This is a genomic window from Sorangium sp. So ce327 (assembly GCF_051530205.1).
GTDB classification, from domain to species: Bacteria; Myxococcota_A; Polyangia; order Polyangiales; family Polyangiaceae; genus Sorangium; species Sorangium cellulosum_B.
Genome location: NZ_CP150330.1, coordinates 5,901,474 through 5,915,765, shown reverse-complemented (window position 1 = coordinate 5,915,765; position 14,292 = coordinate 5,901,474). Strand labels below are relative to the sequence as shown.

General features: G+C 73.5%; 9 protein-coding genes. 5 read left to right on the top strand and 4 right to left on the bottom strand.

The features are described from left to right. The first annotated feature begins 205 nt into the window (after positions 1-205). Entirely contained in the window at positions 206-1,585 is a 1,380-nt protein-coding gene (locus tag WME95_RS22220; protein ID WP_437910461.1) for a serine/threonine-protein kinase, read from the top strand. Between the two features lie 225 nt (positions 1,586-1,810). Then, complete coding sequence (locus WME95_RS22215; protein ID WP_437910460.1) at positions 1,811-2,533, top strand: hypothetical protein; 723 nt, start codon at positions 1,811-1,813, stop codon at positions 2,531-2,533. Here the strand turns inward: WME95_RS22215 and WME95_RS22210 are convergent. Further along, the gene (locus WME95_RS22210; RefSeq protein ID WP_437910459.1) at positions 2,494-2,757 is read right to left on the bottom strand and encodes a GlsB/YeaQ/YmgE family stress response membrane protein; all 264 of its coding nucleotides are present in this window, start codon (positions 2,755-2,757) and stop codon (positions 2,494-2,496) included. The two genes, WME95_RS22215 and WME95_RS22210, sit on opposite strands and share 40 nt — an antisense overlap. Positions 2,758-3,246: 489 nt before the next feature. Next, entirely contained in the window at positions 3,247-5,091 is a 1,845-nt protein-coding gene (locus WME95_RS22205) for a serine/threonine-protein kinase (protein WP_437910458.1), read from the bottom strand. Between the two features lie 252 nt (positions 5,092-5,343). Here WME95_RS22205 and WME95_RS22200 point away from each other — a divergent pair, with 252 nt between their 5' ends. Continuing rightward, positions 5,344-6,423: a hypothetical protein gene (locus WME95_RS22200; protein ID WP_437910457.1), complete on the top strand. Its 1,080-nt coding sequence runs from the start codon at positions 5,344-5,346 to the stop codon at positions 6,421-6,423. A gap of 26 nt (positions 6,424-6,449) precedes the next feature. Here WME95_RS22200 and WME95_RS22195 read toward each other — a convergent pair whose 3' ends face one another. Next, positions 6,450-7,949, bottom strand: a complete 1,500-nt coding sequence (locus WME95_RS22195; RefSeq protein ID WP_437910456.1) for a protein kinase domain-containing protein — start codon at positions 7,947-7,949, stop codon at positions 6,450-6,452. A gap of 282 nt (positions 7,950-8,231) precedes the next feature. Here WME95_RS22195 and WME95_RS22190 point away from each other — a divergent pair, with 282 nt between their 5' ends. Together WME95_RS22190 and WME95_RS22185 are read left to right on the top strand one after the other, a co-directional pair. Beyond that, a complete protein-coding gene (locus WME95_RS22190) occupies positions 8,232-10,763 on the top strand; it encodes a hypothetical protein (protein ID WP_437910455.1) in 2,532 nt (843 codons plus the stop codon). 25 nt (positions 10,764-10,788) lie between these two features. Next, the gene (locus tag WME95_RS22185; RefSeq protein ID WP_437910454.1) at positions 10,789-12,966 is read left to right on the top strand and encodes an ATP-binding protein; all 2,178 of its coding nucleotides are present in this window, start codon (positions 10,789-10,791) and stop codon (positions 12,964-12,966) included. Between the two features lie 37 nt (positions 12,967-13,003). Here the strand turns inward: WME95_RS22185 and WME95_RS22180 are convergent, their stop codons facing one another. Continuing rightward, a complete protein-coding gene (locus WME95_RS22180) occupies positions 13,004-14,191 on the bottom strand; it encodes a phosphodiester glycosidase family protein (protein WP_437910453.1) in 1,188 nt (395 codons plus the stop codon). Between the last annotated feature and the right edge of the window lie 101 nt (positions 14,192-14,292).

The following is a 14,292-nucleotide window of genomic DNA, read 5'->3' as shown; positions in this document are numbered from 1 at the left end:
CGGAGGTGACGCTGCCGCGGCACTTTCCGTGGCATGCAGCGTGAATAGCGAAGGCGCGATGTGGCGGCGCGGGCAAGTCCGGGGGCTGGCCGGGGTGGGGCGACTCCGGCAGTGGATGGCGCGGCGGCCGTCCTCGCTTCGTGCGTTCGGGATGCCGGCGCGAAGCGAGGGGGGCGCGGCAGGGCTGCCGTGGAGATATCGAGAGATGGACCTGCCCATGGGCGACGGCGGCTATGCGTTGCTCGCGCGCCTGTCGGCAGGCGGCATGGCGGAGCTGTTCCTCGCGTGCCGGCGCGGGTCGGCAGGTATCGCCCACCCCGTCGTCGTGAAGCGTCTTCGCCCCGAGGCGAGGCGAGATCCGTCGATCGTGCGGATGTTCCTCTGGGAGGCCTGGATCAGCGCCCGGCTCCAGCACCCCAACGTGATCCGGTTCCACGACTTCGTCGTTCACGAAGGACGCCATCACCTCGTGATCGAGTACGTCCCGGGCTGCGATCTGGCCGCCGCCGCGCGCTCTCTCTTCGCGGAGGGGCGGCCGTTCCCGCTCGAGGCGGCCATCGAGATCGGCCTGGGCGTGCTGCGGGCGCTCGGGCACGCGCACGGGCTCCGCGACGACGGCGGGAAGCTCGTCGGCCTCGTGCACCGCGACGTGAGCCCGCAGAACGTGCTCCTCTCGCTCGAGGGTGAGATCAAGCTCATCGACTTCGGCGTCGCGCAGATGACGGCGATGAGCGGCATGGAGGAGGCCGGCCCATTCGGCTCCCCGTGCTCGTCCGACGACGCGGCCCCGTCGAGCGGCGGCGGCACGGTGAAGGGAAAGCTCGGCTATGTGGCGCCCGAGCAGCTGCGCGGGCAGAGGGTCGACGCGCGGGCCGATCTCTTCGCGGTCGGCGTGATCCTCTTCGAGCTGCTGACGGCGCGTCGCCTCTTCCACCGCAAGGACGACGGCGCGACGATGGGCGCGGTGCTCTCCGGCGAGGTGCCGGCGATCGCGCCGCTGCGCCCCGCGTGCCCGGCGCTGCTCGAGGAGGCGATCCGGCGCGCGCTCGCGCGCGATCCCGAGGGCCGCTTCGAGACCGCGGCGCAGATGGAAGAGGCGCTCGCCGAGGTGCTCGCCTCGCTGCGCCGAGCGCCGAGCGGCGGCGACGAGCCGAGCTCGAGCGAGCGCGGGCTGCTCGCGGGTCAGGAGATCGCCGCGCTCGTGCGCGAGGTCGCGAGCGGGCGCGATCGGCACCGGTCGCTGCTCGTGCGGGGCTGCCGGAGGTCCGTCGGGTCTCGCGGGCGCACGGGCGCGCGGCGGATCGCCGCGGGCCGCTCAGGGGACGATCGCGGCGAGGTGACGCCAACGCTGCGCGGGACAGACGCACACCCCTCTGCGCCGGAAGGAGGGAGCGAGCGCAGCGAGGCCAGGAGCGCCGTCACGCCCCACTGGAGGGACGCGCGCCCGCTGCGGCGCGTTCGGCTCCTGCCCTGGCTCGTGATCGCGGCGGTGACCTTCGCCGCAGGGGCGCTCGCGGGCAGGACGATCGGCGCCTTCGACGGCGGCGCTGCGCCGGCGAGCCGCGGCGCGCCCCGCGACGGATGAGCGCTCCGACGCCGGCGCCGCGGAGCGCCGCGAGACCTGGGAGATCTCCATTCGGCGCCGCGGTCGTGAGGCGTCGAACGCGAACGGCCGTTGGTGTTGGCGCGGATAGCGACGGGCTCGCTAGCCTTGTCCGGCCTGATGCCCGTCCGGAATCTCCTGAGTCGTTCCCTCGCGATCGCTGCGCTGGCTGTCCCGCTCCTCGCGAGCTTCACGAGCAGAAGCGCGGTGCCGTGCCCGGTCGCCGGTGCGCCGGCGGAGCCGACGGAGCTCGGCGCGGCCATCGAGCGGCAGCCGATCTGTGTCGGATCGACGGTCGCGAGCGCGGGCGAGCTCGGCGACGTCCTGTACTACCGCAGCTCGGTCGGAGAGCACGGCGAGGTCTCCGTCGGGTATTACGCGTTCTTCTCGGAGGAACGGCCGTGGGGCAACAACTGGCTGACCTGGACCGTGCTGCCCGCGCTCGCGGTGGACCTCGTCTACACGCACGCGCTGCTCTTCGCTCCGGGAGTCCAGCGCGCCGTCTACGGCAAGGGCGATGTCGAGGGGTTCAGGATCGTCTACAGCGTCGGCGAGGGGGGGCAGCTCACCGCCAAGCACGGCGCAGCGGACCGCGGTGATCACGGCGAGGTGCAGCTCGAGCGCTCGGATCTGCTCTCGATCGATCCCGAACGCCCTACCGTCTACTCGCGGTGGTGGAGCCACCAGCTCGGCGGGCGGGGCGCGGGGCCGGGCGATCTCGTCTATCACCGCTGCTTTGGCGCGGGCGCCATCCGGCGGCTGCCGCCGGAGGTCGCGCTCGATTTCCGTCTGGATCGCCGCGCCGGGCCGGCCCGCGTGGTGCCTGCCGCCGCGCTGCTCGGGCAGCTCTCTGCCTCGCGGCGGGGCGAGCCCGTCGAGGGCGGGAGCGATCAGGGCCTCGTCGCTCGCCGGCCGATCGTCGCGTTGTAGATGGCGAGGATGACGACGGCGCCCAGGATCGACGTGAAGAAGCCGCCGCTCGACTGATACGACGGATAGAGCCCCAGCGCCCGGCCGACGAAGCCGCCGAGCAAGGAGCCGGCCACGCCCAGCAGCGCTGTGACCACGAAGCCAGCCGGGTCGCGGCCAGGGGTCAGCAGCTTGGCGATGACGCCGACGATGAGGCCAAACAGGATCCACAACAGCACGGACATGGTTCGCTCCTCTCGACACCGCGTGACGCCGAGGCCCGTCCTCCCGCGTCGACGTGGAGGCCAGCGTCCAGCGTTTCGTCCGGCTCAGCGTCTGCAGACGACGTGCCGCGCGCGGTGAGCTCCGTTCGCACCGCCATGAAGCGGAGACCCGGTGGTCAGCGTGAACTGCGTCGCCATCGGGCGCGCTGCGCTGGGCATCGGCTGTACATCGGCGCGCAGCGGCGCGCGCGAGATCGAGGATCGCGGCGCGCTCGGCGCGCTCGGGGCGCGGGGTGAGCGCTTCGTTCGCACCGCGCGCGCCTCAGCCCTCGCCGTCGGTCTGCTTGTTGTCGTTCCTCGATCGCTCCGAGCTCGATCCGGGCGTCGCGTGGGCAGGCGCTGGCGCGTCGCCCGGGCCCGTTGGCCCGCCGTGTCCCGGTGCGTACCCGCTCCCGCAACGCGCGCACACGAGCAGCGCCGCGGACCCGGCGTGCGGCCCGGCTGGGGCGTTCACCGTGGCGGTCCCGCAGGGCAGGTGGGGTCCGGCTCCGGGGCGCGCCCCGGCGATGCGCGCCCCTCGGCGGTCGGGGGCGCCTCGCCGCCGCGCTCTGGCGATGGCGAGGTGAGCGTGGCGAGCGCGGCGCTTGCAGCGTTGAAGAGCAGGCACAGCGATCCGCCGAGCACCGTGGCAGCGACGGTGCCGATCACGACCGGAGCGAGACGCCCGCGCCGACGTCGGCGCAGCGCGACCAGGCTCCGCGATCCGCTGGATCGGTGCGCTCGAAGCAAGAAGAGCGGCTCGAGCGTCGGAGTGCGCTGGGCGCTGGCCGGAGCGCGCGCGGGAGGCGACGCCTCGGCGGGCGGGGGTGCCGCGTGCACCGGCGGCGCGCCGTCCGGCGCCGGGGGCGAGGCCGCCTCGACGAGCGCGGCCGGGGGGCAAGGCGTGGAGCGATGGCCGACCCACGTTGGAGCGGGCGAGTCGTCTCGCCGCGTCGTCGGCGGAGAGCAGGGCCGATCGAGGTGCGCGCTCTCTGGCAGAGACGGCGAGCGATGGCCCACCCATGTCGAGGCTCCCGCGGAGCGCGCCGTGGCGGCGTCCTCCGCGGAGGACCTCGAGCGCGACGAGGACGCCGTCGCTTGGCGCGCGCCCTCCGACGGGCGCGGAGAGCGGCTGAGCGCGGCGTGCTCGTCGGCGGCGGAGCGCGCCCGGCGAAGCGCGATGTACCCGAGCGCCTCGCGCAGCGCGCGCGCGCTCTGCGGGCGATCGTCTGGATTTTTGCGCAGGCACTGGAGGATCAGCGCCTCGAGATCCGGATCGAACGCCGGATGGAGCGCGCTCGGTCGGGGCGGCGGGGACTCGACGTGCGCGGCGGCGAGCGCGACGGGCGTCGGGCGCTCGAAGGGGAGCCGCCCTGTCGCCATCTCGAAGAGCAGCACGCCGCACGCGTAGACGTCGCTCCGCGCATCGACACGCTGCCCCGCGGCTTGCTCCGGGCTCATGTAGGCGGGGGTCCCGATGACGAGCCTGCCGCCGTCCTCGTCGGGTGCGGGGAGCAGGGGCGAGCCGCCGAACGCGCCGGACCGGTCGTCGTGGATCAGCTTTGCCGTCCCGAAGTCGAGGAGCTTCACCTGCTCGAACGGCGCCCCGTCGTCGTCGATGCGGGGCACAAGGCGGATGTTCTCGGGCTTGACGTCGCGGTGGATGACGCCCGCGTCGTGCGCGTGCTGCAGCGCGGAGCACAGCTGGCGCATGATCGAGACGATGCGCTCCGGGGGCAGGATCGGCGTGGCGTTCAGGAGGTCGATGAGGTCCTCGCCGTCGAGGTGCTCGGTGACCAGGTACCAGAGGCTGGGCGGGGCCGCCTCGTGGCCGCCAGAGGTCGCGCCGGGCGCGCCGTGTAGAGTCACCGGCTCGCAGCCGAAATCGAGGACGCGCACGATGTTCGGGTGATCGAGCCGGCTCGCCGCCAGCGCCTCGACGTGGAACCTCAGCACCGCGTCTCCGGCGCGGACGCCGCCGGAGCGCGACCTCTCGTCGGAGCGCGACCTCTCGCTCACGCCGCTCGATCCTCGGTGGCCGGCGCCCTCTCCGCGCGGCGACGCCGCGACGCGCGTCGTGCAGACGCGGTGGCTCGCTCTGCCGCCGGCGCGCGGCGCGGCGACGCGCTCGTGGATGACCTTCACCGCGCACGCGCGCCCGAGCCCGAGGTGCCGCGCGCGGTAGACGCGCCCCATCGCGCCGGCGCCGATCATCTGCTCGACGAGGTACCGCCCCCCGAGAAGGCGTCCCCTGAGGAATCGCTCCGAGGACGGGAGTCCCGCGTCGAGGGGCGCGGAGGCGCGGAGGCAATCCATGGCGCGTTCCACGCAGCAGAATGGGTGCCATCGCGCTGTGCGGACGGTTCACAGCGGCCGCGACACGGAGCGTCGGGCGCGGCCGCGCCGCGGGCGCCCTGCGTCGGCGCTCGCGGCGCGGCTCCGAGCGGACCGCGCGCCGCGCGCATTTCGCCCGGGAAAACCCCGCCTCCGCCCGGGCAGCGGCGCCGCGAGGGCTGATTTGTTCCGTTGTCGACGGCGTGTGATAGCGTGGCGCGCGAGGAGGCCTGAGTGCTCTTGAGACGATGCGTTCCGTTCGCTGCGGCGCTGTTCCTGCTGCTCCCGACAGGCGAGGCACTTGCGCAGTCGGACCAGGACAGAGCAGCGGCCCGGTCGCTGGCCACGCAGGGCGCCGAAGCGTTCACGTCCGGCCGCTTCGAGGAGGCGATCGATCTGTTGGGTCGCGCCGAGGCGCTCGTGCACGCTCCGACGCACCTCCTGCTGACGGCGCGCGCACAGGTGCGCCTCGGTCGGCTCGTCGCTGCGAAGGAGACCTACCTGAGGATCGTCCGCGAGGAGCTCCCGCCCACCGCGCCGTCTCCCTTCAAGAGGGCGCAGCAGGACGCGAGGGAGGAGCTCGCCGCGATCGATCCCAGGATCGCGTCGCTGCGCATCGCGCTGGAGGGCGCCGCCGGCCGGAAGATCGGCGTGAAGCTGGACGGCCAGCCGGTCGCGGACGCGCTGCTCGGCGTGCATCGCCCGATCGATCCGGGGAATCACGTGGTCACCGTGGTTCCGCCGGGCCTCGCGCCGATCGAGCAGGGGGTCACCATCGGCGACGGGGAGCGGAAGGAGCTGAAGATCCCGGTCCCGGAAGGCCCGGCCGTGGTCCCCCCGCCGGGAGGTTCGGTCGAAGGGCAGGGCACCTGGGGCGGTGGGCAGACCGAGGTCCCCCCTGTCGCCCCGCCTGGCACTTCGGAGCGAAAGACGAACGCGGCGATGCTGGGCGGAGGCATCGCGGCCACGGCGCTCGGGCTCGGCGGTGTCGTGGTGGGCTCGGTGTTCCTGGCCAAGAGCAGCGGGACGCAGAAAGAAGCGAACGACCTCAGCGCCGAGCATGGGTGCGAATCGCAGAGCATTGCCGGCGGGGAGTGCAGCCCGGCGATCCAGGCCCAGATCAAGTCGCTCGACGCCAATGCTGCGTCACAGCAGACGATCGGTGCGGTCGGCCTCATCGGGGGCGGCGTGCTGCTCGCCGGCGGCGTGACGCTGCTCGTACTGGAGCTGACGTCCAAGCCGGAGCCCTCGAGCTCGGCCTGGATCGCCCCCTACGTAACGCCGACCGGGCTCGGGGTGCGCGGCGCGTTCTGATCCGATCGCTCTGCGTGGCGCCGGCGTCAGTAGCCGAAGTCGCCCGGTACCCCCGGCTTTTGCGGCTTCGAGGTGCTCGGCTTCGTCGACGGCGTCGTCTGCGGCGGCTTCGTGACGGGCAACGGCTTCGTCTGAGGAGGCTGTGGGCGCGGCGGGAGCGGCTTCACCTGGGCCGAGGAGGCCGTCGGCGCCGCGACGGGCTCGGCGGTGACGGGCGGAGCGGGCCCTGTGGCCGTGGCGCTCGCGGTGACGATCGGCTCGGTCGGCGGGGCGGTCGGCGGCGTGGGCGGCGGGGGCGTGGGCGCCGGGATGGCCGTCGCGCCGACCGCGCTCGGATCCGCGGTCGCCGCGCCCGTCGTCCCGCTGTGTCCGAAGGCGAGCCAGACGGCGACGCCCGCGCCCAGCAAGCTGACCGCCCCGGCGAGCGCGGCGAGGAGCGGCATCCTGGACGGCGGGCGCGTCGAGCGGCCCGTGACCCCTGACGAGGCGCCCCACGAATTCGCGGTCAGCTGCGGCGTCTGGCCCATGCCGGGCATGGCCGGCGCATTCTGGCCACCCCACGGCGTCTCGGTGCGGGTGGGCGGAGGGGTGGCCGTCTCGGGCTGGGACGGGAGCGACAGCCGGGGGAAGGACGTCCGCCCCGTGGTCAGCAAGGCCAGGCTGGGCCGCGCTGCGGCCCAGGCGAGGAGCGCGTTCTTGAACTCCGCGCAGCTCTGGAAGCGGCTCCCCGGCTCGCGCGCCATCGCCTTCTGGATGATCCCGGAGAACTCGGCGTCGAGGTCGGGCACGAGCTGCTGGGGCAGGGGGGCCGGCTCGAGCACGATCTTGAAGAGCAGCTCGTTGAAGGTCGCCGCATCGAACGGCACCTGCCCGGTCGTCGCCTGAAAGAGCAGAACGCCCATGGCGTAGATGTCGGTCCGCTGATCCACGGGGCTGGAGCCGCGCGCCTGCTCCGGCGACATGTAGTACGGCGTCCCGACCACCGCGCCCGTGCGCGTCATGCTCATCTCCGAGCCGGCGAGCTGCGAGAACTTCGAGACGCCGAAATCGAGCACCTTCACGAAGTTGCTGAGGCCGGCCTTCGACGGTATGACGAAGATGTTGTCGGGCTTGAGATCGCGGTGGATGATCCCCGCGGCGTGCGCGGCGCCGAGCGCCTCGAGCACCTGCACCATGAGCGGCACGGTGAGCTCCGGCCCGAGCCGTCCCATCCGCTCGATCTTGGCCCCGAGGGTCTCTCCCTCAAGGTACTCCATGACCATGTACCGCGTGCCGTCCGGCAGCACGCCGAGGTCGAGCACCTCGCAGATGTGATCGGAGCCGATGCGCGCCGCGGCCTGGGCCTCGCGCTCGAAGCGCGCGACGGACTCGGCCTGGCTCGAGATGTTCGCGTGCAGCAGCTTGATGGCGACGCGGCGCCGGATGCGCAGGTTCTCGCCTTCGAAGACCGCGCCCATGCCCCCCTGGCCGAGCAGCCGGACGATCCGGTACTTGCCGTCGATGATCTCGCCGACCAACGGATTCATGACAGCGTTCCCGGTCCGGAGAAGCAAATCACGCCGCCAGGCTAGCACGGTCGCCCGAGGCCGGCCTACGCCCTCGCAGGGCGACGACGGGCGTCGCCTTCACCCGCCGCCGTGCGGCGTGGACGCCCCCACACGAGGAACGAGGATCGATGGCGTCGGCGCGCGGCCGCCTGAGCGCCTGAGCGCCTGAGCGCCTGAGCGCCTGAGCGCCTGACAACGAACGCCCCGCTGCCGCGATCCCCGGGCCGGCGCAGGGGATCTTCGTGATAACGTCGCCCACGTATGCCGGTTTACGAGCTGTCCGTCGATGGTGCGCTGGTCCGCGAGGCAGAGAAGATCGTCTCCCTCGAGGGCCGCGCGTTCCCGACGCTCGTCATGCGCTGGGAATCGCGCCTCTTCGACCAACCTTGGCTCACGACGCTGGTGCTCGATTACGTGATCGCGTTACCGCCGCTCATCGTCGGGCAGGCGACGTTCAACGAGGTCAGGATTGCCGCCTTCACCGGGGGCGCCGGCACGAAGTTCATGTACTTCGGCACCGAGATGAGCGCGAGCGTGCCTCGCATCGCGCCCGAGATGGAGAACACGATCGCCCCGACCGCGCTCTACCAGGAGTTCCGCCTGGACGAGCAGACTTGCCCGATCCCCTATCTGAAGCTGATCCAGGTCAGTCCGCGCATCTACGGTGAAGGGCTCCAGAACTACTACTCGCCGCCGATCAAGGTCGAGCGCTACGACGGCGTGGCCTCGCCGGAGCAGATCGCGGACTTCTTCCCGAAGGTCGTCGCGAACCTCGATCCGGTGAAGGGGACGACGCTGGTCGATCCCGCGCAGGGCTTCTGGACCGGCGCGCGCTTCCTCGGCGCGACGTCCATCGCCATCCTCCGACAGGGCCGCGTGGTCGGGCTGCACCGCCGCACCGGAAAGACCGACAAGGATCCGATCCCGCCCGAGGTGAAGCGGCGCGATCCGCGGCTCGACGTGCGCGCCGACTGGGTCGCCGTGGACGTCGGCGCGGCGTCGACGGTCGTCGCCGTCCGGGGCGAGCGCGGGGGCGCCGAGTTCGTCCGGATCGGCGCCGACGCGCCGATCCGGGTGTCTGCCGACAACGAGAACCCGAGCGAGGTGGCGTTCGAGGCGCTGGCCCGGACGACGAAGGCCTGGCGCGATCGGGTGATCCTGCCCATGACGCGCTGGGGCGACGTGCTCGTGGGGCACGCAGCGCGCGACATGCGCGTCCGGCCGGGCGCCGACGTCCACGAGCGCGCCGCGGCCTCCCTGCCGGCCCTCCCGCTCCTGCGCGAGCGGACCGAGCGCGGCGAGCCGTTCCGCCTCCGGGGCAGGAGCGACCCCGACACGACCGAGGCGCTGAAGAAGCCGGCGCCGCCCATCATCGACGAGGAAGGGATCGGCGCGCACGACCCGTTCGATCCGCTGGAGCTCTACGCGTACTACGTCGGCCTGCACCTGAACCAGCGCTCGCGGGGGCTCTCCACGCGCTACGTGATCACGATGCCGACGGGCTGGTCGCCCGAGCGCCGCGAGAGCGTTCTCGTCGCCTTCCGCCGCGGCATGTTCCGGAGCCTGCCCGCGGGCCTCTGCGAGTACCACGACCTCGACGGCCTGCAGGTCGTCGACGGGGGGCCGTCCGCGATCGCCTATGCGGTCCAGGCGTTCCGGATGTTCGGGATCCAGCTGCGGGACGGCGGCGTCCCGTTCTGCGTCATCGACGCCGGGGCCAGCGAGGCGGGGCTCGCCTTCGGCATCCTGCGGAGCGCGAAGGCGCACGAGGCCGCCCAGGGGCTTGAGCGGATGGTCGAGTACCTCGAGCCCACGGCGATCCCCTGGCTTGGGGGCGAGCGGCTCCTCCACCGGATCGCCTACAGGGTGTACTCGTCCAGCCAGGCCGCGATGCGCGATCGCCGGATCCCCTTCGAGCGCCCGCCCGAGGAGGAGCCGATCGACGGCGCGGAATGCCTGCTCGCTCCGTCCCCCGATGGGCGCGCCAATGCGTGGGCGCTCAAGGAGCTGCTGCGGCCTCTCCTCGAGGGGGGGCCGAGCGCGACGGTCGCGGAGCGGCTCTCGCTGGTCGGGCTCGACGGGGAGCCGGTCGTCGTGCCGCTCTCGATCGACCGCGGCGCGCTGAGCGGCGCGCTCGACGCGTGGTTCCGGGACGGGGTCGAGGTGGTCCGCCGGCACCTCGAGGGCGCGGTGGCGAAGATCGGGCGGGAGCCGGATCCTTACCAGGGGCTCAGGATCCTGCTCGGCGGGCGCCTCGGGATGAACCAGCGCTTCGCGGAGCTGCTCGCAGGCGTGCTGCCGGCGGGGGTGCAGGTGCACCGCTTCAAGGAGCCGGACAAGGCCAACCTGGGCGCCCCCACCGTGAAGATGGCGGCCGCGCTCGGCGCGCTGTCGCTCCGGTTCGATCGGATCGGAGCCACGCTCCGCGCGGAGAAGCGCGACGCGTTCCGCTACCGCGTCGGGCGCGCCCGCCACGGGCAGCTCGCGGACGTCCTGGATCCGTCCGTCGACTACGACGTCTGGCGGGAGGTCGGCGCTTGCTTGAAGCCCGAGGTCGAGCTCCTGTTCATGGCCGCCGACGACGAGGGGGAGGTCGCGGCGGACGATCCACGCGTGCGCCGCGCGGTCTGCGCGCTCGGGCGCGGCGCCGTCGGACAGCGGCTCTATGTCCGGGCCGTCGGGCCGGCCCGCGCGGAGATCAGCGTGGGGCCGCCCGGCGGTGAGCCGGCCTCCGGCGCCGTCTGCTGGACGGTCCACCTCGATAGCGGCGCCGCAGAGAAGACCGGCGGCTGAGCGCATGGGGGCTCCGCGGCTTCACGTGCCACACGACGATCTCGATCCCGAGGGACAGGTCCACGCCGGTGCAGCGCCAGGCGGCCTGGCCGAGGTCCATCAGGCCGAGGCCCGGCTGGCCGCGCACCTCGCGACGACGAGCGCGCTGTGCGAGGCGGCCTCGCTGGCGGAGGCTGCTCCGCGTGTGCTCGCCGCGCTGCTCGACCACCTCGGCTGGGACGTCGCCGCGCTCTGGCTCGCGGAGCCGGAGCCGAGCGCCGCGGGCGACGCGCCGCGGTCCGCGGCGAGAGCGAGCGCGCTCCGCTGCGTCGCGGCCCGGTCGGCGGCGCACGGCGATCGCGAGGCGCTCGCGGAGGTGCTCCGCGATGGGTCGAGCCTCGCCGCCGAGTCCGATCTCGTCGGCGACGCCTTCCGGCGCGGCGCGCCGGTGTTCCGCGCCAGCGTGGGCGACGTCGTCGAGCATGCCGCGCGCGCGCCGGGCTGGGAGCGCGCGGCGTGCGCCGTCCCGATCCCGTGCGGCCCCCGCGTCGCCGGGGTGATCGAGCTGAGGAGCCGCGCCCCGCACCGCGGCGACGAGCAGCTGCTCCGCGTCCTTGCGTCCGTGGGCAGCCAGATCGGGCAGAGCATCGAGCGGTGGCGCGCCGAGCGGGAGGGCGCGCGCGCCGCGGGCGAGCTCCGCGCGCTATTTCAGGCCATCCCCGATCTCTGCTTCCGCCTCGACGCCGAGCTGCAGATCGTCGACTACAACCAGCCGCGGCTCTCCGAGCTCCACGTCGCGGCGGAGGCGCTGTCGGGCAAGCGCATGACCGAGGTGCTCCCCCTGGAGCTCGGGGAGCGGCTCGAGCGCGCGAGCCAGGAGGCTCACGAGGCGGGCGCCGTGGTCGCGCTCGAGCACGCCGTCGCGAGCGCCGGCGGAGAGCGGCACGTCGAGGCGCGGGTGATGCCGTTCCTCGAGGGGCACGTCCTCGTCCTCGTCCGCGACATCACCGAGCGGCGGCGCACCGAGGAGGCGCTCCGGCAGCGCGAGGAGCGCTCGCGCGAGTCGCAGAAGATGGAGGCGCTCGGCCGGCTGGCCGGCGGCATCGCCCACGACTTCAACAACATGCTCATGGTGATGCTCGGCTACGGCGAGCTCCTCATTCGCCGCCTCGGGCCCGACAGCGCGCTGCGGCGCGACGCCCTCCAGGTCACGAAGGCCGGGGAGCGCGCCGCGGCGCTCACGCGGCAGCTCCTCGCGATGAGCCGCCGCAAGGCGCTGCAGCGCGAGGTGCTCGACGTCAACGCGGTCGTGCTCGACATGCAGACGATGCTGCAGCGCCTCATCGGCGAGGACATCGATCTGCAGACGAACGTCGGCCGGGATCTCGGCTCGATCAAGGTCGACAAGAGCCAGCTGGAGCAGGTCGTCCTGAACCTCGTCGTGAACGCGCGCGACGCGATGCCGAGGGGCGGCAAGCTCGTCGTCGAGACCTCCCTGGGCGAGCCTGGCGAGAGCCCAGCGGCGAGGTCCTTCGCGCCAGCGGAGCGCGACGACGACGACGCGCCCGCCGCTGGAGGCCCCCCCTACGTCGTGCTCTCGGTGACCGACAGCGGCAACGGGATGGATCACGACACGCTCTCGCACCTGTTCGAGCCGTTCTTCACGACGAAGGCGCGAGGCAAGGGCACGGGGCTGGGCCTCGCCACGGTGTACGGGATCGTGAGCCAGAGCGGCGGGCTCATCGAGGTCGAGAGCGAGCTCGGGCGCGGCACGACGTTCCGCGTCTACCTCCCGCGCGTCGAGGAGCGCGCCGAGGTGGCGCCCGCTCGGGCGCGGCCGTCGCCCGCGGGCGGCGACGAGACGGTGCTCGTCGTCGAGGACGACGACGCCGTCCGCAAGCTCATCGTCGATGTGCTCGAGCGGCGTGGCTACGGCGTGCTCTCGGCCGCGAGCGGCGAGGAAGCGCTGGCGATGCTCGCGCGGGAGGGGGAAGACGCGGTGGACCTCCTGCTCACCGATCTCGTGATGCCGGGCATGAACGGCCGCGAGCTCGCCGAGCGCGCCGTCGCGATCCACCCGCGCGCGCGTGTGCTGTACATCTCCGGCTACGCCGAGGACGTCCTCGCGGGCGCCGAGCCCGATCGCGAGTTCGCGCTGCTGCAGAAGCCGTTCACCCCCGAGACCCTCGCGCACCGCCTGCGCGAGGTGCTCGATCGCCGTTAGCGACGCGCGCTCTCCCGGGCGCGGCGAGGGCCGGTGGTCACCGCCCGCCGCGCTCGAGGGCGTCGCTTTCGGGCGCCGGATCGGCGATCCCGAGCGGCGCCGAAGGCCGACGGCGTCGCAGGTAGAAGAAGTCGCGCTGCGCCGGCTCCGCGACGTACTCCTCGGGCTTGAACTGCACGTCCGGGATCAGCGCCGAGCTGGCGCGTGGACCCGCTCCGTCCGCGCCGCGACCGTACAGGAGGAAGCGCGGGTAGGCGTGGTTGACGTCGAGCTCCGCCACGTCGTGCGCGCCCGCGGCCTTCATCCCGCGGGCGAGGCTGCGGGCCGTGACGGCCTCGCCGAGCCCGTAGAAGAGCAGCTTGCCCGTCGCGTCGACGCCGAGCGCCGAGCGCCGGATCACCGTCTCGCCGCTCACCGTCGCGCCCCAGTCCCGGTTCGAGTCGTACAGCGCGTGGTGGAGCTCGCCCTGCTCGACCAGGCAAGGCGGCGTCTGCCGGTACGCGGCCATGCGGGCCTCGCCGTCGCGCAGCTCGGGCCAGGTTCGGATCCGCACCGCGCCGCTGCGGTAGAGCGCGATCGTGCACGCCCTGTCGCGCGGCGGCAGGAACGTGTCGCCGTCGAGCATCATCCCGTAGTGGCCGTGCATCGCCTTGAAGCCCCCGTTGAAGGCGGCGACGAGCTCCGCGGCGTGGCCTCCTGGCACGAGGCCAGGGCGTCGCTCTGCCGGGATGTCCGGCGAGAACGGCTCCTTCGTGCCCGCGACCAGCCGGAGGTCGACGCGCCCGAGATCGATCGCCACCACCGCGATGGCCGCGAACACGCGCTTCGGGTCGGGGTGCACGACGCTCTTCCAGAGCACCTGCGCCTCGCCGGGCCGGGCGGCGCTGTCGGCGATCGGCGTCCAGACGCCGTCACCGGTGGCCGCGACCTCGGGGAAGGGCGGCTGGAACGAGGCGGGCGACGTGACCGTCTCGGCCTCCGGGCCCTCGGCGCCCTGCACGGCCTCCGCGGCGGCGGGCGGGGGCTCCCAGAAGGTCTTCGGGGCCGCGTCGCGGTAGACGGCCCGGTTCAGCCGATCGGCGACGCCGTAGGCCACGTCCTCGGCCCACGCGACAGGCGCAGGGCCGACCACGGCGCGCACGCCGTCGGCGAGGGCCGGGCCGAAGCCGCGGACCTCGTGGATACCGTACCAGAGCGCCTCGACGGCGATCGCGCAGATCGCCACGCAACGCAGCGCGCGCTCGGGCCAGCGAGCGCGGGATCGCCGCCTGCGGAGGGACCCGCTCGCAGAAGGGGGCGAAGGGTTGTCCAAGGCGATACCGAGGT

Coding starts and splice junctions, on each gene's coding strand:
- WME95_RS22220 (WP_437910461.1), top strand. CDS start 206: ATGGACCTGCCCATGGGCGACGGCGGCTATGCGTTGCTCGCGCGCCTG.
- WME95_RS22210 (WP_437910459.1), bottom strand. CDS start 2,757: ATGTCCGTGCTGTTGTGGATCCTGTTTGGCCTCATCGTCGGCGTCATC.
- WME95_RS22205 (WP_437910458.1), bottom strand. CDS start 5,091: ATGGATTGCCTCCGCGCCTCCGCGCCCCTCGACGCGGGACTCCCGTCC.
- WME95_RS22195 (WP_437910456.1), bottom strand. CDS start 7,949: ATGAATCCGTTGGTCGGCGAGATCATCGACGGCAAGTACCGGATCGTC.
- WME95_RS22190 (WP_437910455.1), top strand. CDS start 8,232: ATGCCGGTTTACGAGCTGTCCGTCGATGGTGCGCTGGTCCGCGAGGCA.